General features: G+C 69.0%; 22 protein-coding genes and 1 tRNA gene. 16 read left to right on the top strand and 7 right to left on the bottom strand.

Annotated features, from left to right (window positions below):
* The 10 genes from OPU70_RS14600 (at nt 1) to OPU70_RS14555 (ending at nt 12411) form a co-directional block, all read left to right on the top strand.
* Nucleotides 1-1080: a DUF2207 family protein gene (locus OPU70_RS14600; RefSeq protein ID WP_367823562.1), complete on the top strand. Its 1080-nt coding sequence runs from the start codon at nt 1-3 to the stop codon at nt 1078-1080.
* A gap of 104 nt (nt 1081-1184) precedes the next feature.
* On the top strand, nt 1185-3599 hold the full coding sequence (locus OPU70_RS14595) for a DNA polymerase III subunit gamma and tau (protein ID WP_498558103.1): 2415 nt from the start codon (nt 1185-1187) through the stop codon (nt 3597-3599).
* Nucleotides 3599-4192 (top strand): recombination mediator RecR, encoded by a 594-nt coding sequence (gene recR / locus OPU70_RS14590; protein ID WP_042539643.1) that lies wholly within the window; start codon nt 3599-3601, stop codon nt 4190-4192. Before OPU70_RS14595 ends, recR begins: the two co-directional genes overlap by 1 nt.
* A complete protein-coding gene (locus tag OPU70_RS14585; RefSeq protein ID WP_498558102.1) occupies nt 4189-5127 on the top strand; it encodes a DMT family transporter in 939 nt (312 codons plus the stop codon). Before recR ends, OPU70_RS14585 begins: the two co-directional genes overlap by 4 nt.
* Nucleotides 5128-5329: 202 nt before the next feature.
* Nucleotides 5330-6613, top strand: coding sequence for an aspartate kinase (locus tag OPU70_RS14580; protein ID WP_042539694.1), 1284 nt, complete (start codon nt 5330-5332; stop codon nt 6611-6613).
* Nucleotides 6614-6873: 260 nt separating this feature from the next.
* Nucleotides 6874-7944: an aspartate-semialdehyde dehydrogenase gene (locus tag OPU70_RS14575; RefSeq protein WP_498558101.1), complete on the top strand. Its 1071-nt coding sequence runs from the start codon at nt 6874-6876 to the stop codon at nt 7942-7944.
* Between the two features lie 83 nt (nt 7945-8027).
* The gene (locus tag OPU70_RS14570; protein WP_079113328.1) at nt 8028-9500 is read left to right on the top strand and encodes a malate:quinone oxidoreductase; all 1473 of its coding nucleotides are present in this window, start codon (nt 8028-8030) and stop codon (nt 9498-9500) included.
* Nucleotides 9501-9507: 7 nt separating this feature from the next.
* Entirely contained in the window at nt 9508-10161 is a 654-nt protein-coding gene (locus OPU70_RS14565; protein WP_042539650.1) for a thymidine kinase, read from the top strand.
* 257 nt (nt 10162-10418) lie between these two features.
* On the top strand, nt 10419-11141 hold the full coding sequence (locus OPU70_RS14560) for a FadR/GntR family transcriptional regulator (protein ID WP_498558100.1): 723 nt from the start codon (nt 10419-10421) through the stop codon (nt 11139-11141).
* A gap of 10 nt (nt 11142-11151) precedes the next feature.
* Nucleotides 11152-12411, top strand: a complete 1260-nt coding sequence (locus OPU70_RS14555; protein WP_498558099.1) for an alpha-hydroxy acid oxidase — start codon at nt 11152-11154, stop codon at nt 12409-12411.
* A 12-nt stretch (nt 12412-12423) separates the two neighbouring features.
* On the opposite strand, the gene OPU70_RS14550 is transcribed toward OPU70_RS14555, so the two are convergent.
* From OPU70_RS14550 to OPU70_RS14525, 6 genes are all read right to left on the bottom strand, one after another.
* On the bottom strand, nt 12424-13269 hold the full coding sequence (locus OPU70_RS14550) for a DUF1295 domain-containing protein (RefSeq protein ID WP_498558098.1): 846 nt from the start codon (nt 13267-13269) through the stop codon (nt 12424-12426).
* Nucleotides 13270-13322: 53 nt separating this feature from the next.
* A complete protein-coding gene (locus OPU70_RS14545) occupies nt 13323-14078 on the bottom strand; it encodes an HAD-IIB family hydrolase (RefSeq protein ID WP_042539658.1) in 756 nt (251 codons plus the stop codon).
* Nucleotides 14075-14551, bottom strand: a complete 477-nt coding sequence (locus OPU70_RS14540) for a VanZ family protein (protein WP_498558097.1) — start codon at nt 14549-14551, stop codon at nt 14075-14077. Before OPU70_RS14540 ends, OPU70_RS14545 begins: the two co-directional genes overlap by 4 nt.
* A 66-nt stretch (nt 14552-14617) precedes the next feature.
* Nucleotides 14618-14694, bottom strand: a tRNA-Pro gene (locus OPU70_RS14535).
* Between the two features lie 53 nt (nt 14695-14747).
* Nucleotides 14748-15683, bottom strand: coding sequence for a metallophosphoesterase (locus tag OPU70_RS14530; protein WP_042539660.1), 936 nt, complete (start codon nt 15681-15683; stop codon nt 14748-14750).
* Nucleotides 15680-18268: a transglycosylase domain-containing protein gene (locus OPU70_RS14525; RefSeq protein WP_042539662.1), complete on the bottom strand. Its 2589-nt coding sequence runs from the start codon at nt 18266-18268 to the stop codon at nt 15680-15682. Before OPU70_RS14525 ends, OPU70_RS14530 begins: the two co-directional genes overlap by 4 nt.
* A 78-nt stretch (nt 18269-18346) precedes the next feature.
* Here OPU70_RS14525 and sp36 point away from each other — a divergent pair, with 78 nt between their 5' ends.
* Together sp36 and OPU70_RS14515 are read left to right on the top strand one after the other, a co-directional pair.
* The gene (gene sp36, locus OPU70_RS14520) at nt 18347-18571 is read left to right on the top strand and encodes a Sp36 family protein (RefSeq protein WP_042539664.1); all 225 of its coding nucleotides are present in this window, start codon (nt 18347-18349) and stop codon (nt 18569-18571) included.
* Nucleotides 18568-19026 carry a RidA family protein gene (locus OPU70_RS14515; protein WP_079113325.1) on the top strand — a complete coding sequence of 153 codons (459 nt, stop codon included), beginning with the start codon at nt 18568-18570 and terminating at the stop codon, nt 19024-19026. Before sp36 ends, OPU70_RS14515 begins: the two co-directional genes overlap by 4 nt.
* Before the next feature lie 56 nt (nt 19027-19082).
* Here OPU70_RS14515 and acs read toward each other — a convergent pair whose 3' ends face one another.
* Nucleotides 19083-21050 (bottom strand): acetate--CoA ligase, encoded by a 1968-nt coding sequence (acs, locus tag OPU70_RS14510; protein ID WP_498558096.1) that lies wholly within the window; start codon nt 21048-21050, stop codon nt 19083-19085.
* A 412-nt stretch (nt 21051-21462) separates the two neighbouring features.
* On the opposite strand from acs, the gene OPU70_RS14505 reads away from it, so the two are divergent.
* The 4 genes from OPU70_RS14505 to OPU70_RS14490 are packed head-to-tail and all read left to right on the top strand — an operon-like array spanning nt 21463 to nt 23960.
* Nucleotides 21463-22476 carry a TadA family conjugal transfer-associated ATPase gene (locus tag OPU70_RS14505; RefSeq protein ID WP_498558095.1) on the top strand — a complete coding sequence of 338 codons (1014 nt, stop codon included), beginning with the start codon at nt 21463-21465 and terminating at the stop codon, nt 22474-22476.
* Nucleotides 22473-23366 (top strand): type II secretion system F family protein, encoded by an 894-nt coding sequence (locus tag OPU70_RS14500; protein WP_042539698.1) that lies wholly within the window; start codon nt 22473-22475, stop codon nt 23364-23366. Before OPU70_RS14505 ends, OPU70_RS14500 begins: the two co-directional genes overlap by 4 nt.
* A gap of 52 nt (nt 23367-23418) precedes the next feature.
* A complete protein-coding gene (locus tag OPU70_RS14495; RefSeq protein WP_042539672.1) occupies nt 23419-23616 on the top strand; it encodes a DUF4244 domain-containing protein in 198 nt (65 codons plus the stop codon).
* Nucleotides 23616-23960, top strand: a complete 345-nt coding sequence (locus OPU70_RS14490; protein ID WP_042539674.1) for a TadE family type IV pilus minor pilin — start codon at nt 23616-23618, stop codon at nt 23958-23960. The genes OPU70_RS14495 and OPU70_RS14490 overlap by 1 nt, the downstream gene beginning before the upstream one ends.
* Nucleotides 23961-24097 lie beyond the last annotated feature (137 nt).

Genomic DNA, 24097 nt, shown 5'->3' with positions numbered 1-24097 from the left:
GTGCTGATCACTGCAGTGCTGTTCGGGCTGGCGCCCGCGCTGCTCCTGCTGGTGCTCGCCGTGGTCGAGCGTGCGCGCTCCGCGCAGCGCGTGGCGTCGCCCGGGGCGCGGTTCACGCCCGCAGAGGGCGCGACCGTGCTGTACGACGCACTGCTGCTGAATGCGGACCGGAAGGCGGTCGCCGCCGCTCTGATCGACCTGGCCGTACGCCGCAAGGTGCGGCTGCTGGTCGATGCAGATGCGGCGGAGTCGGGCGGGTCGCGAAAGCGTGCGCCTGTCGGCATGGAGATCGTCGACGGCGCGACGTTCACGCCCGAGGAGCTCAGCGTCCTCGAGGCGCTGTTCGGTCCGGATCACACTCCGGGGCGAGTGCGACGGTTCAGCTCGGATGCTCGGGCGCTGCACCGCCGAGTGCGCGGAGTCCTGGACGAGACGGAGAAGCGACTCGCGTCCGCGGGGCTCATCGCCCGGGGACGACGCGGGTGGGCCACGTTCCTGATCCGCGTCGCTGCCGTGCTGGTGATCGGGGTCTGCCTGCTCCTGCTCGTCGCCGCCTGGGCGGTGAGCGAACCGGGCGCCGCGCTCTACGTGGTGCTGATCGCCGGTCTGGTCGTCGCGATCGCCGCCATCGCGGTCGCACCGCGGCCGTGGCGCCGATTCCGCCCGGCCGCGCAGCCGATGCGCGCGCATCTCGCCGGGATGCGCGAGTACATCGCCCTCGCCGAGGCGGAGCCGCTGCGGTTCTCGCAATCCGCCGGGGGAGCAGAGCTGAGGGCGGATGTCTCTGCTGAGGCCTCGAGCGCACGACTCCAGAGGTTCCTGCTCAACGAGCGACTGCTGCCCTATGCGGTGCTCTTCGGCCTCGAACGCTCGTGGACGGCTGTGCTGCAGACCGAGTCGCGGGAGCTGCGTGTCGCCGAGGGGATCGATGGCGCCATGGAGGTGGCGGGGGCCGTGATCGACGTGATCGAGCTGGTGGGCGGCGTCGTGCATCTCGTGAGCGCGGTCGGCGAGCTCGTCGACGCGACAGGTGGGGTCGTCGAAGTCGTCGGCGGCGTCTTCGAGGCCGTGTCTTCCTGATTCCTCGCCGCTCGTCGGCGGCCTGAGCGGCGCGTCGGGGATCACCCGCACGATCGTCGGCGCCCGGCTGCCGGAACGTCCGTGGCACGCCGTAGGCTGTTCTGGTGACCACAGCCCTCTACCGCCGCTACCGCCCCGAGTCGTTCGGCGAGATGATCGGGCAGTCCCAGGTGACCGAACCTCTGATGACCGCCCTCCGCGGCGACCGTGTCGGCCACGCCTACCTGTTCTCCGGACCCCGTGGATGCGGAAAGACGACGTCTGCGCGCATCCTCGCCCGCTGCCTCAACTGCGCGGAGGGGCCGACCGATGTGCCCTGCGGCACCTGCCCGAGCTGCGTCGAGCTGTCGCGCGCCGGCGGCGGATCACTCGACGTCGTCGAGATCGATGCGGCCAGCCACAACGGCGTCGACGATGCCCGCGACCTGCGCGAGCGGGCGACGTTCGCTCCCAGCCGCGACCGTTACAAGATCTTCATCCTCGACGAGGCGCACATGGTGACGCCGCAGGGGTTCAACGCTCTCCTGAAGCTCGTCGAAGAGCCGCCGGAGCACGTCAAGTTCATCTTCGCGACGACCGAGCCCGAGAAGGTTCTCGGCACCATCCGCTCGCGCACGCACCACTACCCGTTCCGTCTGGTGCCGCCGGCCGCGATGCTCGAGTACGTCGAGAAGCTGTGCGGTGAAGAGGGCGTGGTCGCTGAGCGCGGCGTGCTGCCCCTGGTGGTTCGGGCAGGCGGCGGCTCCCCGCGAGACACGCTCTCGCTGCTCGACCAGCTGATCGCCGGGTCCGATTCGCCCGCGGGCTCCGAGACGGTGACCGTCGCCTACGAGCGCGCGGTCGCTCTCCTCGGCTACACGCATGCGGCGCTGCTCGACGAGATCGTCGACGCGCTCGCCGCCGCCGACGCGGCCGCGGCGTTCCCCGCCATCGACCGTGTGGTGCAGACCGGCCAGGACCCCCGTCGTTTCGTCGACGACCTGCTCGAACGCCTGCGTGACCTCATCGTGATCGCCGCGGTCGGTGCCGGGGCATCCTCCGTGCTTCGCGGCATCGCCGACGACGAGCTCGCTCGCATGCGCACCCAGGCGGACTCCTTCGGATCGGCGCGGCTGTCGCGCACGGCCGACATCGTCAGCGCCGCGCTCGACGACATGTCGGGCGCCACGTCGCCCCGACTGCACCTCGAGCTGATGGTCGCTCGTGTCCTCGCCTCAGGAGGGGGAGCGGAGACGGCCGCCGCCGTCCCGTCCGCGCAGAGTGCCTCCGCGGCACCGGCACGCGCGACGGTGCCTCCTGCTGCGGGGACTCAGCCCGCTGCCGCTCCCCGTGCTGCGGCTGTCCAGCCCGCTGCGGCCGGTGCGCCCGCTGCCGGGACCCAGCGCGTCGCCGAGTCGGCCGACGTCGGGTCTGCTGACGTCGGGTCGGACGCCGTGGCTGAGACCGCGGTGGTCGAGAACGCGGTGGTCGAGAACGCGGACGCCGAGCCCGCGGCATCGGGTGACGCGACATCGACGCCGCCGGCCGCACCGACCGCCGAGACCGCCCCGCCGTCGGGGCCTGTCGCGTTCGAGCAGATCACCGCCGCCTGGCCGGCCGTGCTCAAGCGACTCGAGAGCGTCAGCCGCACGTCGTGGCTGCTGGCCACCGCCGTGCAGCCACTCGCGTTCGTCACAGAGACCGAGGTGCTCACCCTCGGCTTCGCCAGCCAGCACGACGTGGCGAAGTTCAAGGGGACGACGCCGGGTTCCGGTCCGTCCGACCATCTGCGCGGAGCCATCGAGCAGGAACTCGGTGTGCGCGTCAAGTACCTGCCTGCGCCGATGCCCGCGGGTGGTGCGCCTCGCCAGCCCTCGTCGCCCTCGGCGGCGCGCCCGACAGATGACGCGCCCGCATCGGAGCCTGCGTCAGCGGGTTCACAGCGCGCTCAGCCCTCGCCTCCGCAGACTTCTTCTGCTGACGTACAGCGCGCTGAGACGCCCGCTGCTCGGACGTCGCCACCTCAGGCACACGGTGCGTCCGCCGCTCCGGTGACCGAATGGGCGGTCGCGTCGATCCCGGCATCCGAGGTCGCAGTGCCCGCGCCGGTGGCAGTTCCGGCACCCGCCGCGGCGACGACCGTGCAGGCCGCTCCTGCCTCGGCGCCGATGGCGACGCCCACGACCCCCGGCGACGATCGGCCCTCCGGAGGAGACGAGCCGCCGCCTCCCCTCGACGACGAGCCGCCCTATTTCGACGACGAGCCGCCCTACGACCCGTCTTACGAGCCTGCGCCCACATCGCAGGCCGCACCGGCGGCCGCCCGCGCGCAGTCGGCGTCTCCCTCCGCATCCGCGGGGCAGACGCCCGTGCAGGCAGCCCCGGCGCGCAGAGTGGCTTCGGCCGCAGCAGCCCCGGTGATCACCGAGCGCACCCCCGCCGGGGGAGTCCAGCGCTACGGTGAGGCCGTGATCCGCCAGGTGCTCGGCGCGACGTTCGTTCGCGAAGAGCCCTACGAGCCCCCGACGAGGTTCTCCTGATGTATGACGGAATCGTCCAGGAGCTGATCGACGAGTTCGGCCGGCTCCCCGGAATCGGCCCCAAGTCCGCGCAGCGCATCGCATTCCACATCCTGCAGACGCCGACGTTCGACGTCGCGCGGCTCGCCGAGCTTCTCGTCGAGGTGCGGGTGCGGGTGCGTTTCTGCGAGATCTGCGGCAACGTCTCAGAGCAGGATCGCTGTGCGATCTGCCGCGATCCCCGACGCAATACCGCCCTCATCTGCGTGGTCGAAGACGCGAAGGACGTCGCCGCGATCGAACGCACCCGCGAGTTCCGTGGCCTCTACCACGTGCTCGGTGGTGCGATCAGCCCGATCGCCGGCATCGGGCCGGACGACCTGCGCATCGCGCAGCTGATGTCTCGTCTCGCCGATGCCACGGTGCAAGAGGTCATCCTCGCGACCAACCCCAACCTCGAGGGTGAGGCGACGGCCAGCTATCTCAGCCGCCTGCTCACCACCATGCAGATCACGGTGTCCCGCCTCGCCTCCGGCCTTCCGGTCGGCGGCGACCTCGAGTACGCCGACGAGGTCACCCTCGGCCGCGCATTCGAGGGCCGGCGCGTGCTGTGAGCACCCAGGGCGGCTTCACACGACGCGGCTGGCTGCTCTTCGGGGCCATGGCGCTGCTGTGGGGTGTGCCCTACCTGTTCATCAGCATCGCGGTCGAGTCGTTCTCGCCTCCCGCCATCGTCGCTGGGCGCACTCTCATCGCGGCCCTGCTGCTGCTGCCGTTCGCTCTCCGAGGCGGTGCGCTGAGAGCGGCGTGGAAGCACTGGCCCTGGGTGCTCGCCTTCGGGCTCGTCGAGATGGCCGGACCGTTCGTGCTGCTCGGTCACGCCGAGATGACCCTGCCCTCCGGCATGACCGGTCTGCTCGTCGCCACCGTGCCGCTGTTCGCCGCCCTCATCGCCCTGGGCGGAGGAGACCGGGGCGTGCTGCGCCCGGCGCGCGGGATCGGTCTTCTCGTGGGCTTCATCGGCGTCGCGATCGTCGTCGCCGGCCCAGGACTTTTCGGCGGCGAGGTCAGTCTGCTCGCGGCCGGCGAGGTGCTGTTGGTCGCCATCCTCTATGCGATCGCGCCCTTCATCGTCGCGCGCAAGCTGAACGACGTCCCCTCGCTCGGCACCATCACGCTGTCCCTGCTCATGATCGGCGTGATCTATCTGCCCATCGGTCTGCTCACGCAGCACGAGGTGCCCACGCTTCCCTCGATCTTCGCGCTCCTGGCGCTGGCCGTCATCTGCACCGCTGTCGCCTTCCTGGCGTTCTTCGCGCTCATTCGTGAGGTCGGCCCTGTTCGTGCGCCGCTGTTCACCTACGTCAACCCGGTCGTGGCGATCGTCCTCGGTGCGATCGTCCTCGCCGAGCCCCTGACCCCGGGACTGCTCCTCGGATTCCCGCTCATCATCGTGGGCTGCTGGTTCGCCGCCACGGGCGGACGCCTCCGCCCGCAGGCATCCGCCGGCCCCGCTCTGGCCGTCACACCACTTCCGCCGGCTCCCTGACCTCTTCGCCGCCGAGCACGCCTTCGGATGCCGTGGCCGACGCGCCGCGGCGTGACTCCGGAGACCGACCTCTACGTCACGAGGTCCGAAGCTGTGCCGGCCCACCCCTGACTTCGCCCGCAGCGTCACATGCGACGAAGCGCATATGCGCCGATCGTAGAATGAGGGTGGGCGGATCCGCCCGACATCCCAGGGAGTGAACGTGGCCCTCATCGTGCAGAAGTACGGCGGCTCCTCAGTCGCCGACGCAGAGAGCATCAAGCGCGTCGCCAAGCGCATCGTGGACACGCGACGAGCGGGGCACGACGTCGTCGTCGCCGTGAGCGCGATGGGCGACACGACCGACGAGCTGCTCGATCTCGCCAACGAGGTCGCGCCGATCCCCGCCCCGCGCGAGCTCGACATGCTGCTCTCGAGCGGTGAGCGCATCTCGATGGCGCTGCTCGCCATGGCCATCCACTCGATGGGCTTCGAGGCGCGTTCGTTCACCGGCAGCCAGGCCGGAATGATCACCGACTCGCAGCACGGCGCGGCGCGCATCGTCGACGTCACGCCCGTCCGCCTGCGCGAAGCCCTCGACGAGGGGGCGATCGTCATCGTCGCCGGGTTCCAGGGCTTCAACCGCGACACCCGCGACATCACCACGCTCGGTCGTGGCGGCTCCGACACGACGGCCGTCGCTCTGGCCGCGGCCCTCGATGCGGATGTCTGCGAGATCTACAGCGACGTCGACGGAATCTTCACGGCTGACCCCCGCGTCATCCCGAAGGCGCAGAAACTCGATCACATCGGCAGCGAGGAGATGCTCGAACTCGCCGCCAACGGGGCCAAGGTGCTCTACATCCGCGCCGTCGAGTACGCACGCCGTCACGGCGTCCTGATTCACGCCCGTTCGACGTTCTCGTCGTCCGAGGGCACATACGTTCTGGGCGAGGGCATGAAGAACCCTCGCGAAGCCGAGGGAGCAGCAGCCATGGAAGAACCGATCGTCGCCGGTGTCGCCACCGATTTCGGCCAGGCCAAGATCACTGTCGCGGGCGTCCCCGACGTTCCGGGCAAGGCCGCGGAGATCTTCAAGATCGTCGCCAGATCGGGCGCGAACGTCGACATGATCGTGCAGAACGTGTCGGCCACCGGCCGCACCGACATCTCGTTCACGGTTCCCAAGGCCGACTCGGCCGCGGCGCTCAAGGCGCTCGCGGGAGAGCAGACCGAGGTCGGCTTCCAGAACCTCGTGCACGACGACCAGATCGGCAAGCTGTCGGTCGTGGGCGCCGGCATGCGCACGCACTCCGGTGTCTCGGCGGTGCTGTTCGAAGCGCTGTCGGCCGGTGGCATCAACATCGAGATGATCTCGACCTCCGAGATCCGCATCTCGGTCGTGCTCCGAGACACAGACCTGGCCGAGGCCGCCCGCACCGTGCACACCGCGTACGGACTCGACGGCGACGCCGAGGCGACCGTCCACGCCGGCACCGGCCGCTGATCGAGCACGGACGGCGGGGATATCCCCGCTGGGCTGACGCTCCGCCCGGGTACTGACCGCCGGGCGGGAATCGTCCAGCCGGTCGTACCACGCCGGCCCGCCGGCCGCCGGCCAGCGGGTCGGCGGCCGCGACGGTCCTCGACCGGCGCACGGCACGATAGACTCACCGAAACCCTGACATCGGCGCCAGGCGCGGCATCCGCACCCCGACGTCGCGCCCGAAGCCTCGCATGCAGCACTGCACGACGCCAAGGAACATCATGACCCGCATCTCCGACTCAGGACTCTCCGTCGCCATCGTGGGCGCCACCGGCCAGGTGGGCACCGTGATGCGCGAGATTCTCATCGAGCGATCCTTCCCGATTCGCGAGCTGCGCCTGTTCTCGTCGTCGCGCTCCGCGGGCACGGCCATCGAGTTCGGCGGAGCGACGGTCATCGTCGAAGACGTCGAGACCGCGGATGCCGGGGGCATCGACATCGCCCTCTTCTCGGCCGGTGCGACCGCCAGCCGGGCGTACGCTCCGCGATTCGCCGAGGCCGGAGCCGTCGTCGTCGACAACTCCAGCGCCTGGCGCAACGACCCCGAGGTTCCGCTCGTCGTCAGCGAGGTCAACCCGCATGCGATCGACGAACGCCCTCGCGGCATCATCGCGAACCCGAACTGCACCACGATGGCCGCGATGCCGGCGCTGAAGGCCTTGGATGCCGAAGCCGGCCTCGAGCGGCTCATCGTCTCGACCTACCAGGCCGTCTCCGGCTCCGGTCTCGCCGGTGCCCAGGAGCTCCTCGGCCAGGTCGAGGGCGTGCTCGCCCAGGGCGACACACTGCGTCTCGTGCACGACGGCTCGTCCATCGACTTCCCCGAGCCCGAGAAGTACATCGCCCCGATCGCCTTCGACGTCATCCCGTTCGCGGGCAACCTCGTCGACGACGGCCAGAACGAGACCGACGAAGAGAAGAAGCTTCGCAACGAGAGCCGCAAGATCCTCGAGCTTCCCGATCTGCGCGTCGCCGGCACCTGCGTGCGTGTGCCGGTCTTCACTGGCCACTCCCTCTCGATCAACGTCGAGTTCGCGAGAGACATCACCCCCGCGCGCGCCACCGAGGTGCTGTCCGCAGCGCCCGGCGTCGTCCTCGAAGAGGTGCCCACCCCGCTGCAGGCGGCGGGCAAGGACCCGAGCTTCGTGGGCCGCATCCGCGCCGACCAGTCCGCACCCGAGAACAAGGGTCTCGTGCTGTTCATCAGCAACGACAACCTGCGCAAGGGCGCGGCGCTGAACGCCGTGCAGATCGCCGAGATCCTCGCTGAGCGCCTGGCCGTCATAGCCTGACCGCATCTCCGTCATGCGGAACCGGTCTGGTCAGGCCGGCCCGCGTGGTCAGCAGTGCCGTGACCTCGAACTAGACTGTTCCGGTGACCGAAACCGTCGATGTCGTCTTGATCGGTGGTGGCATCATGAGCGCCACCCTGGGTACCCTGCTGCACGAATTGCAGCCGGATTGGAAGATCGTCGCCTTCGAGCGACTCTCCGATGTGGCTCAGGAGTCGTCCAACCCCTGGAACAACGCGGGCACAGGCCACGCGGCCCTCTGCGAGCTGAACTACATGCCGCAGCAGAAGGGTGCTCCGCTCGACCCGGCCAAGGCCGTCTCGATCAACGAGCAGTTCCAGCAGAGCCGCCAGTTCTGGTCGTCGCTGGTCGACAGGGGAGTGCTCGACGCGCCGTCGACCTTCATCAACGCGACCCCGCACATGACGTTCGTCCGCGGTGAGAAGGACGTCAAGTACCTCAGGGACCGCTACGAGGTCCTCAAGAAGCAGCCGCTGTTCGACGGCATCGAGTACAGCGAGGATTCGCGCGTCATCAACAAGTGGGCACCGCTGCTGATGCAGCAGCGCCGCAAGGGCGAGCCGTTCGCCGCCACGCGGGTGCCCGCGGGAACCGACGTCGACTTCGGTGCACTGACGCACCAGCTGTTCGATCACCTCACCGAATCGGGTGTGACGCTGCGCACCAACCACGAGGTCAAGAGCCTGAAGAAGCAGAAGGACGGCACCTGGCTCATCAACTACCGCACGACCATCGGGCGCACGCCGAACCAGATCAAGGCGCGCTTCGTGTTCGTCGGCGCGGGCGGCTGGGCTCTCAAGCTGCTGCAGCGGTCGGGCATCCCCGAGATCAAGGGGTACGGCGTGTTCCCGATCGGCGGGCAGTTCCTCAAGACCTCGAACCCGAAGATCGTCGCCCAGCACAAGGCCAAGGTCTACTCGCAGGCGTCCGTCGGAGCACCGCCCATGTCGGTGCCGCACCTCGACACGCGCGTGGTCGATGGCGAGGCCTCGCTGATGTTCGGGCCGTTCGCGACGTTCAGCCCCAAGTTCCTCAAGAACGGCTCGATGCTCGACATCGTGTCGCAGGTGCGCACGCACAACCTGTGGCCGATGCTGCGGGTCGCCTTCGCGAACCCCGACCTCATCACCTACCTGGTCGGCGAGCTGCTCAAGAACCATGCGAAGAAGGTCGACAGCCTGCGCACGTTCATGCCGACCGCGAAGGACGAGGACTGGACCCTCATCGACGCAGGTCAGCGCGCCCAGGTCATGAAGAAGGATCCCAAGAAGGGCGGCATCCTGCAGTTCGGCACCGAGGTCGTCTCGGCTGCCGACGGCTCGATCGCCGGTCTGCTCGGTGCGTCGCCCGGTGCCTCCACTGCCGTGCCGATCATGCTCGATCTGCTCAAGAAGTGCTTCCCCAACGAGTACCCCGGGTGGGAGTCCGAGCTGCGTGAGCTCATCCCCACGTTCGGCGAGCAGCTGAACAAGGATCCAGAGCTGGCGGCGAAGTCCACCGCGGCGACAGCGGCCACTCTCGGCATCAACGAGTAGCTCCCCGGTGGCGAAGCTCTACTTCCGCTACGGGGCGATGAACTCGGGCAAGTCCACCTCGCTGCTCCAGGCCGCGTACAACTACGAGGAACGCGGTCAGCACGTGCTGCTCGCCAAGCCCGCGATCGACACCAAGGGCGCATCCGAGATCGCGAGCCGTCTGGGCGTCACCCGAGAGGTCGACTTCCTCATCGCCCCCGATGTCGACGCCCGTGCGCTGTTCGCCGAGCATCGGACGGCGGTGCGCAGCGCGGCTGCAGGTGAGCACCTCACAGGGGGAGCGCTCGACGTCGCGTGCCTTCTGATCGATGAGGCGCAGTTCCTCACCTCTGAGCAGGTCGACGATCTCTTCCGCATCGCGATCGAAGACGGCATCCCGGTGATCGCCTACGGGATCCGCAACGACTTCCTCACCCACGCGTTCCCCGGCTCCGCGCGGCTGCTCGCCATCGCGCACTCTCTCGAAGAGCTGAAGACCATCTGCCGCTGCGGGCGCAAGGCCGTCTTCAACGGCCGGGTGGTCGGCGGGCGCTTCGTCTTCGACGGCGATCAGGTCGCCATCGACGAGGGCGCCGACGGGTCGGCGGCGCCGGAGATCACCACGTACGAGTCGCTGTGCGGTGCGTGCTACCTCGAGGAGTCCGGCGGGCGCCTGGGCTGAGAGCCCGCTCGACAACTCGGCGCAGCGCGTCCGGTGGACGCTGTGCGCTGGTTCTGTGTGCCGTGACGACGGGCTGCCGTCCACAGTTCAGCATGAGCTCTCGCGGAATCACGTGCCGCGGCCCGGTGCGGCCGCGATCGCGGTGTTCCTGCTGAATTGTGAACGGCGATTGCGTGGTCTGACCACACGCGCTACTGTGGTCAGACCACACAGGGCGCCTTGCTGACGCCACCGAACGCGAACGACGAGGAAAGCGGATGCCGGAGCAGCCTGCACGCGCCTGGCGCCTCGTGCTCGAGCGCGTCGAGCGAGATCTCCTCGACGGGCGAATCGGTCCCGGCGACCGACTCGCCTCCGAACGCGACCTCGCCGCCGACCTCGGGGTCGGCCGCTCCAGCGTTCGCGAGGCTCTGCGCGTGCTCGAGGTGATGGGCCTGATCCGCACGTCCACCGGCTCAGGGCCGCAGTCCGGTGCGATCGTGATCGCCACGCCGACCGGCGGCATGTCGACGCTGCTGCGTCTCCAGGTCGCCGCACAGGGATTCCCGCTCGCGGATGTGGTGCAGACCCGTCTGCTGCTCGAAGACGCCGTGGCCGCCGCGCTGGCAGGTCAGGATGCCCCCGACCTCGTCGGCGCGCACCGAGTGCTCGAGGCGATGGACGCCCGCGCGCTCACGCCCGCCGAGTTCCTCGCGCTCGACGCACAGCTGCACCTCGCACTCGCCGAGTCCAGCGGTAACAGCGTGGTCGCGGCGATCATGGCGGGGCTGCGCACGGCCATCGAGTCGTACGTGCAGCAGGGCGCCGCCGCGATCGACGACTGGGGCGCCATGGCTGACGTCCTCCGCGCCGAGCACCGGGCCATCATCGACGCCATCGAAGCGGGCGACGCCACGACGGCCCGGTCCCTCGTGCGCGCACACATCACCGGCTACTACACCGCGGCGGGGCTGACCCGCAGCACCCGACCCACTGACTGAGAGGAAAGCCATGGTCCAGCGCCAGGTTCCCAACCCCGCAGAGCTTCTCGACCTGATGAAGTTCAAGAAGCCCGAGTTCAACGGCAAGAAGCGCCGTCTCGACTCGGCGCTCACGATCGACGACCTGCGCACGATCGCGAAGCGTCGCACCCCGAAGGCGGCGTTCGACTACACCGACGGCGCGGCCGAGGGCGAGCTGTCGCTCACGCGTGCTCGGCAGGCGTTCCAGGACGTGGAGTTCCACCCCGGCATCCTTCGTCCGGCTCCGTCGGTGGATACCTCGGTCGACATCCTCGGCGGCCCGTCGGCGCTGCCGTTCGGCATCGCCCCGACCGGGTTCACGCGTCTCATGCAGACCGAGGGCGAGGTCGCCGGTGCGGGGGCCGCAGCGGCGGCCGGCATCCCGTTCACGCTGTCGACGCTCGGCACGACGTCGATCGAGGGCGTGAAGGCTGCCAACCCGCACGGCCGCAACTGGTTCCAGCTCTACGTCATGCGCGATCGTGAGATCTCGTACGAGCTCACCCGTCGTGCAGCGGCAGCGGGCTTCGACACCCTGCAGTTCACGGTCGACACGCCTGTGGCCGGCGCGCGGCTGCGTGACAAGCGCAACGGCTTCAGCATCCCGCCGCAGCTGACTCTCGGCACGATCATCAACGCGATCCCTCGGCCATGGTGGTGGTACGACTTCCTCACGACGCCCAAGCTCGAGTTCGCCTCGCTGAGCACCACCGGCGGCACGGTCGGCGAGCTTCTCGACGCCGCCATGGACCCGACCATCAGCTACGACGACCTCGCCGTGATCCGCGACATCTGGCCCGGCAAGATCGTGATCAAGGGAGTGCAGAACGTCGAGGACTCGATGCGGCTGCGTGACGCCGGCGTCGACGGCATCGTGCTCTCCAACCACGGCGGGCGCCAGCTCGACCGCGCGCCCATCCCGTTCCACCTCCTTCCCGAGGTCCGCAGGGCGGTGGGCGACGACTTCACCGTCATGGTCGACACCGGGATCATGAACGGCGCGGACATCGTGGCGGCGGTGGCGCTCGGCGCGGACTTCACCCTGATCGGTCGCGCCTATCTCTACGGCCTCATGGCGGGTGGGCGTGCGGGTGTCGATCGGACGATCGAGATCCTGCGCACCGAGATCGAGCGCACCATGCGGCTTCTGGGCGTCGCCTCGCTCGCCGAGCTCGAGCCCTCGCACGTCACGCAGCTCACCCGCCTCGTGCCGGTGACGCGCACGGCCTCCGACGCGGTGGTGCGCTGACGTACTTCGGAGTCAGGCCGCGGGCTCGGTGACCGGCCGCGCCCGCGGCGGCCAGGGGATGATCATCGACGTGCTGCGGCGATAGTCGGCGTACGCCGGGTACTTTCCTGCAGTGATGGACTCGGTGAAGATCGTCGACCCGACGAACAGGACGCTGAGCAGGATCGGGCCGATGATCGTCCAGTTGATCGCGCCGCCGAGAAAGCCTGCACCCGATGCCACGGCGGCGCTCGCCCCGATCGCGTAGAGCACCCACCACTGGCTCTGCTCGAAGAAGAAGTTGGGGTGGCGGCTGTAGCGGAACAGTCCCTCCGTGGCGAAGCCAGGGGCCAGTGTGCCGCCGGCCTGCTTCTTTCGCCGGTGGAACTCCCACTGCTCGCGGTCGGCGAGCGTCTCGCCGACCAGCAGCGCGAGGAAGAGGGCGCCGAAGACGAGGTCCCACGCGTTCAGCGGGGCGGGGTTCTGCAGCGCGATCTCGGCGGGCAGAGTGATCAGCACGAGCAGCGTCATCTGGTAGACGACGATGAACAGCAGATTGAAGATCTGGAACTGCCAGGGTTTCATCCGGCGCCGCAGGATCGCCCATCGGTAGTCCTCCATGCCGGTGTACCCGCCCTTGCGGGCGAAGTTGAACGTCAGCCGCACACCCCACGCGGTCACGAGGGATGCCATCAGCACCAGGCGACCGGCATCCTCGCCGCTCGCGATGGCCGATCCCGCGAAGATCCAGAGGTAGACCACGGGCACGATCGACCACGCACGGTCCACCCAGGAGGTGTCACGGGTCACGAGTGAGAGCAGCCAACATGCCGCGCTCGCGACGCCCGCGGTCCAGACGACGATCAGCAGCGGTTCCATACCGACATGCTAGAACTCCTCCGCGCGGGGTGCGCGGATGCTGACGTCGAGGGTCAGAGAGTCCGCAGAAGCTCGTCGAGCTTGTCGGCGGTGTCCTCCCAGCCCTCCACGGCCACGGAGGGCACTCCGATCGCCAGCACGGGGTAGTCGTTGCCGCCCTCGTCGAGCCGGTCGCCGTAGAAGAGCATCGAGCCGAGCGGGATGCTCGTGTGCTCGGCGAGCTGCTTCATGCCGAACGCCTTGTCGATGCCGGCGAGGGTGATGTCGATCGAGGTCGAGCCGCCGGATCGCACCTCGAGGTCGGGGAGTCGCGCGGCCACGGCGTCTCGAAGCGCCTCACGTTTCGCACCCGATGGGTCCCAGTCGTGTTTCGCCTCGCGGGGAGCCTTCTGCCCGAGCGCCGAGAAGGTGATCTGAGATCCTCGGTCTTCGACGATCTCGCCCCAGGGCTGCGCCTCCCAGAGTCCGAGGCGCTCCGCCTCTTCGCGCAGTGCGGTGAAGGCGTCGGACTTCTGCTCGGCGGTGAGGTCGTGGGCGTAGAGAGGTGAGAAGTCCGAGCCGTCGTGCCGCAGGTATCGGGTGCCGCAGGTCGGCAGCAGATGCAGACGTGCGGCGGACTCGTCATCGATGGCTCCGAGCCGAGCGACCACCTGTGCGCGGAACTGCGCCTCGTTGCCGCCCGAGATGATCGCGACATCGACCTTCTGCAGCAGCGCGAGCAGCAGCGAGACCATCCGCGCGTCGATGGGCTCTTTCGACGGGGCGAGGGTGTCGTCGAGGTCGAAGGCGACGAGTGCAGGCGAGGTCATGATGCCTCCAGCGTAGACGGGCGATGCTGAGAGAGACGCGGTGCGAAGAGCAGCGTGCCGATGATCGCGAGGGCGACTCCGATCAGGGCGCCGCCGGAGTTCGCGACCACGTCGGTGAGGGTGGCCGCACGGTGGGGCAGCACGAGCCGCTGGAGAACTTCGATCGAGAGCGATAGCGCCGGTCCGAGCACGATCGCCAGTGGCCAGAAGCGGCGCGGCACGAGGAGGAACGCGAGGATGCCGATGGGCACGAACACCAGCACGTTGGCGATGATCTCCAGGCGCGTGAAATCGAGAGACTCCCACCCGAGGCGGTGCGCGGCCGACAGCACGAGATCGAGCAGGTTCGGCATCGACTTCTCGACGCGCTCGGGCGTGAGTGTGAGCAGCGCCAGACCGACGAAGAACGGGATGCCGAGAGCGAGCGCGATACCGCGGGTGAGCCGGCGCGGGGGAGGGAGCAGACGACTCACACGGTGCCTTTCACCTCGGGACGGATACAGAGAAGGCCGCCCGTGAGGACGGCCTTCCGGTGTTACTGGTCGGGGTGACAGGATTTGAACCTGCGACCTCTTCGTCCCGAACGAAGCGCGCTACCAAGCTGCGCCACACCCCGTTTTGCAACCCTCCGAGTCTACAGCGAAAAGCTCTCAGCACCGAATCGAGGCGTCAACCGCGCGCCGTCAGCGTGAGCAGCGTCGCCTCCGGGCGGCATGCGAATCGCACCGGTGCGTAGATCGAGTGCCCGCAGCCGGCGCTGACGTTGAGCGGAACCGTGCGGTCGCCCTGCGTCCACGTGCTGAGGCCCTTCGCCTGCTTCAAAGGGATGTCGCAGTTCGCGACGAGAGCACCGAATCCCGGCAGACAGACCTGGCCGCCGTGCGTGTGACCGCCGAAGACCGCATCGGCACCGAGGTCGACGAAGCCGTTCAGTACGCGCTGATACGGCGCGTGGGTGACCCCGAGCACGGTCGTGTCGGAGGGTCGCGGTCCGAGGGAGTCGATCGCCCCCGGCAGATCCTCGAGGCGATCCCAGTCGCAGTGCGCGTCGCTCACGCCGAAGAGGTCGAGCGGGTTGCCGGCGACCGTGAGCCGCGCAGCGGCGTTGTTCAGACTCGTCCATCCGAGCTCGTCGGTGAAGTAGGCGTCCATCGCATCGGTGTCGAGGAAGTTCAGCTCTCGCGGTCGCTCCGACGGGCCCGCGAAGTACCGGATCGGATTGCGCGGCGACGGGCCGATCACGTCGTTCGAGCCGTGCACGAAGACGCCGGGGATGCCGGCGAGGGGCTCGAAGGCTCGGCGAATCCCCGTGAGGCCATCGCGATGCCCCAGGTTGTCGCCCGTGTTGATGATGAGATCGGGCTTCAGCTGCGCGAGCGAGGCGAGCCAGTCCTGCTTGCGATGCTGCCACGGAGCCATGTGTGCATCCGAGATGTGCAGCACGCGCAGCGGGGCTGAGCCGGGCGCGAGAGCGGATGCCGTCGCCTCGCGCACCGTGAACAGGTAGCGCTCGATGCCGATGCCCCAGACGGCGGCCGCAGCACCAGCGGCCCCCACCGCGCCGAGCGCGATGAGGGCCGGGTGTGCCGCATGGCGTGACGTCACTTGCAGCTGACCTTGATGGAGGTGCTCTTGGTGGTCGCGGTGTTCGCTGCCGGGTCGGTCGAGGTCACGGAGGCGTTCTGTCCGTTGCACGATCCGTCGAAATCGATCGACGAGAACCCTGCGCCGAACAGCGCGCTCTGCGCTTCGGACTTCGACTGCCCGGTGATGTCCGGCACGGTCGCACCCTGGCCATTGCTGGGTGAGATCGTGATGGTCGCGCCGCTGGGGGCCTGTCCGGACGGGTCCTGAGCCATGATCACGTCACCTGCGGGGCCGTCGACGGCCGGGCCGACGGCTGCGGTGAAGCCCGCTGCTTCGATGAGCGAGCTCGCCTCGCCGACCGACTTGCCCACGACATCGGGAACGTCCGTCAGCACCTGACGAACGAGCTTGTCGTCGGGCCGGGGGAACTGGTCAGCGGGGTAGACGGCATTCGCGGCTCCCTGGATCGCCCTGGCGAGACCGTAGCGGATGTCGCCGAGTCGGGTGCCATCGCCGTTGCGGAAGTCGTTCAGCGGCACGCGGCCGTCGATGTTTCCCACCCACACCGCAGTGGTGACCTTGGTGCTCGACTCGACGAGCATCGTGTGCTCCTTCTCGGCGGTACCGGTCTTGCCGATCAGCTGGGTGCCGTCGAACGGGTTCGCCCGCGTTCCCGTGCCGTTCCCCTCCATCACGCCGCGCAGCGCGAACGCCGCGGTGGCTGCCACCTCGGGAGTGAGCTGCTGGGAGCAGTTCTGCGCAGGAGGCGTGATCTCCGCTCCGTTCTCACCGATGACCCGGTCGATCACGCGCGGCTCGCAGTAGACGCCGTTGTTGGCGACAGTCGCGTAGGCGCCTGCCATCTGCAGCGGGGCCACGCTCTTCGAGCCGAGGACCGTCGGGAACGGATCGTTCGGGGCGGTGTTGGAGGTGGTTCCACCGACCGTGATGTCATCGCCGTTGCCGTAGTGGACGCCGAGCCTCTTGGCGACCTCGTTGATGTCGCAGAGGTCGAGCTGCTGCGCCATCGCGAGGAAGCCGGTGTTCAGCGACTGCGCAGTGAACTGCCGAACGCTGCCCACCGACCCGCCCGAGTTCCCGAAGTTGTTGATCTTGGCGCTGTTCGTGACCCTGTCGCCGCACTTCGTGAAGGGGCTGAAGGTCTTGAGGCGGCCGTCGAGCACCTGGTTCACCGAGTGTCCTGACTCGAGCCAGCTCAGAAGGGTGAAGAGCTTGTACGTCGATCCGGTCTCGAACCCGTAGGTCGAGCCGCCGTGCGCCTTGTCGGCAGCGAAGACCTGTGAGGTCTCGCCGGCGGCGAGGTTGGCTTCGGTCGTCTCGTTGAAGACGGTGTTCTGGGCCATCGCGAGGATGCGACCGGTGGATGCTTCGACCGACACTCCGGTGCCGCCGACCAGGATCCCGGGCATCGCCTGCGGGACCTGCGACCTCACCGCGTCGATCGCGGTCTGCTGCACGCGCATGTCGAGCGAGGTGTAGATCTCCATGCCTCCGCGACGCAGGTTCGCGCGACGCTCCTCCGCGGTGGCGCCGAAGGCCTCGTCGTTCTCGATGACGGCCTTCACGTACTGGCAGAAGTAGGCGTTGTCGCCTGCGGCCCCGCAACCCTGCTGGGGCTCGCTGAGCACCGGGGTGATCGGCGTGGCCACAGCCTCGTCATGCGCGGCCTGCGTGATCTTGGCGTCGAGCAGCATCCGGTCGAGGACGTAGTCCCTGCGGTCCTTCGTGTCCTTGTAGCCGTCGGCATCTCCGTTGTGCGCCACTCCGGCGTCATCGGTCCAGATCCCGCCCGGGCGGTCGATGCGGAACCTGTTGGGCTCCTGGACCATGCCGGCGATCGTGGCCGCCTGAGCGAGGGTGAGGTTCGCCGCCGTGGTCGAGAAGTAGCGGTTCGCTGCGGCTTCGATGCCGTAGATGGTGCCGCCGAAGTTGGCGATGTTGAGGTAGCCGAGAAGGATCTCGTTCTTCGAGTACTCCTTCTCGATCTTCAACGCGTAGCGCATCTCCTGCAGCTTGCGCTCGACGCCCTCGCCGCCCTTCGCGACTGCCGCATCGAGGAAGCACTGCTCGATCTGCGTCGAGTAGTCCTCGGCTCCGGGGTCGACGTCCTGTTCGCACTCCTGAACCTGGACGTTCTTCACGTACTGCTGCGTGATCGTGGAGGCGCCTCGATCGGTCGTGCCCGCGACGTTCCCGACTGCGGCCTTGATCGTCGCGCCGAGGTTGATCCCGCCGTGCGTGTAGAAGTTCTTGTCCTCGCTCGAGAGGATCGCGTCGTACATCACGGGTGCCACCTGGTCGTAGGCGACCGGGATGCGCTTCTGCTCGTAGAACGACGCCAGAGCGACGGGGTTGCCGTCGAGACCGGTCGCGTAGATGGTGGACTGCTGCATCGGAGCGCCGACCTGGAGGTTCTCGGGGAGGTCCTCGAAGATGGTGAGGGCCTGCGACCCGGCGATACCGGTCATGGCGAGCACAGGGGTGACGCTGGCCGCGACGAGGAGACCGGCGACGGTGCTCAGCCCGACGAGTCCGAGGACTCCGCCGAGCGCACCTTTCACCGTGCGATTCTTTTGAGGCATACGCTAGATCGTAGGGGAGTTCCCTGAATACCGCCTTTGACGCAGCCGCCATCGCGGATGCCGCCAGACAGGAGAGCCATGACCACGTGGGAGTACCTCACCACCCCGCTGCTGATCCACAACACCGCTGCGATCCTCAACAACTGGGGCAAGCAGGGCTGGGAGCTCGTGCAGGTCATCCAGGGGCCCGAGGGCGGGCTCGTGGCCTACTTCAAGCGTCCTGTGTCGGCGGATGCCGCTGGCAACGCCGGTCTCGCGGCCGCCGCCGAGGCGTCGCGCCAGTTCGAAGGGGGCGCCGCGTGAGCCTCTCTCAGCGTCTGACCGAGCTCGGCATCGAGCTTCCGGCGGTGGCGGCACCCGTCGCCGCCTACGTTCCGGCGGTCGTCCACGCCGGGCTCGTCTACACCTCCGGTCAGCTGCCGTTCACCGCAGGTCAGCTTCCTGCGACGGGCAAGGTCGGCGCCGAGGTCAGCGCTGAAGACGCGAACGACTACGCCCGCACCTGCGCGCTGAACGCCCTCGCTGCGGCCGCCGACGCCGCCGGCGGGGTCGACAGGATCGGCGGAGTGCTGCGGCTCGGCGGGTTCGTGGCGTCCACGCCCGACTTCACCGGCCAGCCCGGCGTCGTCAACGGTGCGAGCCTCGTGCTCGGCGAGATCTTCGGCGACGCCGGTCGCCATGCGCGCGCGGCTGTCGGCGTGCCGGTGCTGCCGCTCGACAGCCCGGTCGAGGTCGAGGTCACGTTCATCCTCGCCTGACCCGAACATGAAGAACGCCCCCTCCCGGATCGGGAGGGGGCGTTTCTGCATCCGCCCTATTTGACCTGAGCCGAGATGATGCTCATCACGGCGGTGTCTGCGAGGGTCGTGGTGTCGCCGACCTCGCGGCCCTCAGCGACGTCGCGCAGCAGGCGCCGCATGATCTTGCCCGAGCGGGTCTTCGGCAGCTCGCCGACGATGTACACGTCGCGGGGGCGTGCGATCGCACCGATCTGCTCGCCGACCCAGAGGCGCAGCTGCTGAGCGAGACCGGCAGGGTCATGGGCCGAGAGGTAGCTCTCCTTGATGATCACGAATGCGACGACCGCCTGGCCCGTGGTCTCGTCGGCGGCGCCCACCACCGCGGCCTCTGCCGTCGCCTCGTGAGCGACGAGCGACGACTCGATCTCGGCGGTCGAGAGGCGGTGGCCCGAGACGTTCATCACGTCGTCCACCCGCCCGAGCAGCCACAGGTCGCCGTCCTCGTCGAGGCGAGCTCCGTCGCCCGCGAAGTAGTAGCCCTGCTCCTCGAACTTCTCCCAATACGTCTCCTTGTAGCGCTCCGGGTCGCCCCAGATGCCACGCAGCATGCTCGGCCACGGCTCGGTGACCACCAGGAGGCCGCCGTTGCCGTTGCCCACCTCGGCGCCGGTCTCATCGACGACGTCGATCGAGATGCCGGGGAGCGGAACCTGCGCGGAGCCCGGCTTGGTCGCGGTGACGCCGGGGAGCGCCGAGACCATGATCGCGCCCGTCTCGGTCTGCCACCAGGTGTCGACGATGGGGGTCGTGCCCGCACCGATCACGTCGCGGTACCAGATCCAGGCCTCGGGGTTGATGGGCTCGCCGACCGAGCCGAGCAGACGCAGCGACGACAGGTCGAACTTCGCGGGGACGCTGCGGCCGATCTTCATGAACGAGCGGATCGCGGTCGGCGCCGTGTAGAAGATCGAGACCTTGTACTTCTCGATGATCTCCCACCAGCGGCCGGGGTGCGGGGCGTCGGGCGTGCCCTCGTAGATCACCTGGGTCGCGCCGTTCGCGAGCGGGCCGTAGGTGACGTAGCTGTGCCCGGTGATCCATCCGATGTCGGCCGTGCACCAGTAGACGTCGGTCTCGGGGTGCAGGTCGAACACGTATTTGTGCGAGTACGCGGCCTGGGTGAGGTACCCGCCCGAGGTGTGCAGGATGCCCTTGGGCTTTCCCGTCGTACCCGAGGTGTAGAGGATGAACAGCGGGTTCTCGGCGGGGAAGGCCTCGGCGGTGTGCTCGGGCGACGCGGCAGGAACAACCTCGTGCCACCAGAGGTCGCGGCCGTCCTGCCAGTCGACCTCGTTCTCGCCGCGCTTGACGACGAGCACGTGCTCGACGGTCTGCTGCTCGCCGTCTCCGCGGTCCGCGAGGGCCTGGTCGACGGCCGGCTTCAGCGCCGAGACGCGGCCCTTGCGGTATCCGCCGTCGGCGGTGATGACGAGCTTGGCGCCCGCGTCGTCGATGCGCGACCGCAGGCTGTCGGCGCTGAAACCGCCGAACACGACCGAGTGGATGGCTCCGACGCGAGCGACGGCGAGCATCGACGCGACCGCCTCGGGGATCATCGGCAGGTAGATCGCGACGCGGTCTCCGTGGCCGACGCCGAGGCCCTCGAGCACGTTGGCGACGCGCTTGACCTCGTCGGTGAGCTCTGCGTAGGTGATGGTGCGTGAGTCGCCCGGTTCGCCTTCCCAGTGCAGGGCGACGCGATCGCCGTTGCCCGCTTCGACATGGCGGTCGAGGCAGTTGTAGGCCACGTTCAGCTCGCCGTCGTCGAACCACTTCGCGAACGGAGGGGTCGACCAGTCGAGCACACGGGTGAACGGCTTGTGCCATTCGAGCAGTTCGGCGGACTGCGCGGCCCAGAAGGCCTCGCGGTCTGCAGCAGCGCTCTCGTACAGCGCGGGGGACGAGACCGACTGCGCGACGAACTCCTCGGAGGGCGGGAACTGGCGGGTCTCATCGAGAAGATGATCGATCTGGCTGCTCATCGGCAGGCGCTCCTTTGCGGCGTGGCAGGTCGTGCGGGCATGAACGCGTCTGCACGCGATCAGGTCAGGGCGAATCTAGCCTCGGGCAGGGACATCGCATACTGCCGAAAGTAGGTAGTCCGGCCGGTTTTGTCAGGACGGTCGCCTTGCGTACACTCGACGACAGCCGAATTATCATTCTGGCCTTGGCGTGCCCGATTCCCCCATGAGGGACGCCGTGGGCGGCATCTCATTCCCCCCGTGAGATGCCGCCCTCTCTTTTTCGGGAGCGCTCCCACGTCGGGCTCACTCCTCATGTCCGTCTTCGCGACCTGCTCTGCACGCTGAACGCCCGGGCGGGGTTGCCCACAGACGCCGTCCGAGCCGCTCGACGCGGGGGTCGCGCGCTGAGCGCGGCGCCTAGCTTCGGGGGATGCCCGATCCCTTCGTCATCCAGCCGCGCGGCACGTCGCCTCTCGTCGACGGCGCCGAACGGGGTGGTCGCACGCCGCTGCAGGTCGATCCCGTCTTCGGTCCGCTCGCAGAGCACTGCGCTGACGACGAGGTCACCGACATCTTCGTCAACGGCGCCTCAGGGCTGTTCATCGACCGGGGGCGCGGCGCCGAGGCGGTGCACGGGTGGAGCGCGTCCGAGCGGGAGGTTCGCGATCTCGCGGTCGCGCTCGTCGGTCTCGGCGGTCGCCATCTCGACGATCAGGCACCGTGCGTCGACGTGAGGCTCGAGTCCGGCATCCGGGTGCATGCCATCCTCGCGCCCATCTCGACCTCGGGGACGGCTCTATCGATCCGTGTGCCCAGAGTGCGCGCCGCGGATCTCGATGCGTTGGCGGAGCTCGGCGCCTTCGACGCCAGGCAGCACAGCTGGCTCCTCGGTCTGGTGGCTGAGCGCGCCAACATCCTCATCACCGGCGGCACCGGCACAGGCAAGACGACTCTGCTGTCGGCGCTGCTGTCGGCCGCGCCGACCTCCGAGCGCATCGTCACGATCGAGGACGTCGCCGAGCTGCGCCCGCAGCACCCCCACCATGTCGCTCTCGAGGCGCGACAGCCGAACCTCGAGGGCGCCGGCGGCATCAGTCTCGCACGGCTGGTCCGCGAGTCGCTGCGCATGCGCCCCGACCGTCTCGTGGTCGGTGAGTGCCGAGGCGAGGAGGTGAGGGAGCTGCTGACAGCTCTGAACACCGGACACGATGGCGGCGCCGGAACCCTCCACGCGAGCGGTCTGAGCGATGTGCCGGCCCGGCTCGAGGCACTCGGCGCGCTCGCATCCATGGACGCCACGGCGCTCGCGCGCCAGGCGGTGAGCGCGTTCACGATCGTTCTGCACCTCGACAGGGCGCCCGGAGGGCGGCGACGCATCGCGCAGGCGGGGGTGCTCGCGCTCACTGGAGACCGGCTGGGCATCGAGGAGGTGCGACCGTGGTGAGCGCTCGACGGAGAAGCGCCCCCGACGCCGGAACAGACGCGGCGACCGCGGTGCAGACGCTCGCCGTGCTGCTGCAGGCCGGAGCGGTGCCGTTGGTCGCCTGGAGGCACCTCGCCTCGATCGGCGACGCGCACGCCGCATCGGTTGTGGAGCGAGTCGACGGCGGCGTCTCGCTCATCGCCGCGATCGAGGCCGAGGGCGGCCCGTGGCGAGACCTCGCTGCGGCGTGGGAGGTGGCGACCACCGTCGGGGCGCCTCTGGCCGATGTGCTGCGCATGATCGCGGAGACGCTTCGCGACGCCGCGTCCGCCGCCGATGATGTGCGCATCGCTCTCGCTGAACCGGCGGGAACCGCGCGGCTGCTCCTGTGGATGCCGTTCGCCGGTCTGCTGCTCGGTTTCGCCCTCGGCTTCGACACTCTCGGTGTCATCTTCGGGACGCCTGCGGGAGCGGCCTGCGTCGTGGCCGGGCTTCTCCTCGTGCTCGCTGCCCGAGGCTGGACGAACCGACTGCTTCGGAACGCGCGACCCGAGCCGGGCACTCCGGGGATGCAGGCGGAGCTCATCGCCGTCGCTCTCTCCGGCGGCGCCTCCATCGATCGGGCCCTGCGCCTCGTCGCGGAGAGTCCCGCGTCTCATCGCGGAGATGACGCGCGAGTCCGCGCGGTGCTCGAGCTGTCGCACGCCGCGGGGGTGCCGGCCGGCGAACTCCTCCGCGCCTCCGCCGGGCAGGAGCGGCACGCATCCCGCATCGACGGCCGCCTCCGCGCGGCGAAGCTCTCGACGACGCTGCTGATCCCGCTCGGAGTCTGCACGCTGCCGGCATTTCTTCTGCTGGGAGTCGCCCCGCTGCTGCTGAGCGTGCTCCTCTCGACCCCGCTGCCGCTCTGACGGCCGCCGACCACAGGATGCACGCGCATCCGCACACAGAAAGAAGGAACCCATGAACACACTCCCTCCGCTCACTCGGCGCCGTTCCGCGACGCTGTTCGGAGACGACAGCGGCGCCGCCACCGCCGAGTACGCGATCACGACGATGGCCGCTGTGGCCTTCGCCGGGCTGCTCGTCGTCATCATGAGGTCGGATGAGGTGCGCGGCATCCTCACCGACCTGGTGCGTCGGGCGCTCACGGTGTCGTGATGAGCGCCGGTCGTGACGGCGAGCGGGGGTCGGTGGCCGCCGAGCTCGCACTCGCGCTGCCCGCGGTGGTCCTCACTCTTCTGCTCGGGGCCGGTGCGCTGGGCGCGGCCGCTCGTCAGGTCGCGCTCCAGGACGCATCGGCCGACGCCGCGCGCCTCCTCGGCCGAGGGGAGGACGCGGGCCGGGCCTCACATGCAGTGTCGACCGCGGTTCCTGGCGCCGGAATGTCGAGCAGCTCATCCGGAGACCTCGTCTGCGTGAAGGCGCACGCCGACGTCGCGATCGGCGGCTTCGTCCGAATCCCGCTGCAGGCGTTCAGCTGTGCACTCTCCGGAGGACTCTGATGTCGACCATCGCAGCGGAGAGCGGCTGATGGCGGGCTCTGCTCTCGCGGCCGGTGTTCTCTCGGTCGCAGCGGTGCTCTCGCTGGGGCTCGCCGCGGTCGGGGGAGCCGCCGTCACGGCGCAGCGGGCTGCGGGGG

It is taken from the genome of Microbacterium sp. SWDP-B6 (assembly GCF_059803615.1).
The sequence above is the reverse complement of the archived record's forward strand: the minus strand, read 5'-3'. Positions and strand labels throughout refer to the sequence as shown.

Coding starts and splice junctions, on each gene's coding strand:
- recR (WP_042539643.1), top strand. CDS start 3,599: ATGTATGACGGAATCGTCCAGGAGCTGATCGACGAGTTCGGCCGGCTC.
- OPU70_RS14575 (WP_498558101.1), top strand. CDS start 6,874: ATGACCCGCATCTCCGACTCAGGACTCTCCGTCGCCATCGTGGGCGCC.
- OPU70_RS14560 (WP_498558100.1), top strand. CDS start 10,419: ATGCCGGAGCAGCCTGCACGCGCCTGGCGCCTCGTGCTCGAGCGCGTC.
- OPU70_RS14555 (WP_498558099.1), top strand. CDS start 11,152: ATGGTCCAGCGCCAGGTTCCCAACCCCGCAGAGCTTCTCGACCTGATG.
- OPU70_RS14550 (WP_498558098.1), bottom strand. CDS start 13,269: ATGGAACCGCTGCTGATCGTCGTCTGGACCGCGGGCGTCGCGAGCGCG.
- OPU70_RS14545 (WP_042539658.1), bottom strand. CDS start 14,078: ATGACCTCGCCTGCACTCGTCGCCTTCGACCTCGACGACACCCTCGCC.
- OPU70_RS14525 (WP_042539662.1), bottom strand. CDS start 18,268: ATGCCTCAAAAGAATCGCACGGTGAAAGGTGCGCTCGGCGGAGTCCTC.
- sp36 (WP_042539664.1), top strand. CDS start 18,347: ATGACCACGTGGGAGTACCTCACCACCCCGCTGCTGATCCACAACACC.
- acs (WP_498558096.1), bottom strand. CDS start 21,050: ATGAGCAGCCAGATCGATCATCTTCTCGATGAGACCCGCCAGTTCCCG.
- OPU70_RS14505 (WP_498558095.1), top strand. CDS start 21,463: ATGCCCGATCCCTTCGTCATCCAGCCGCGCGGCACGTCGCCTCTCGTC.
- OPU70_RS14495 (WP_042539672.1), top strand. CDS start 23,419: ATGAACACACTCCCTCCGCTCACTCGGCGCCGTTCCGCGACGCTGTTC.
- OPU70_RS14490 (WP_042539674.1), top strand. CDS start 23,616: ATGAGCGCCGGTCGTGACGGCGAGCGGGGGTCGGTGGCCGCCGAGCTC.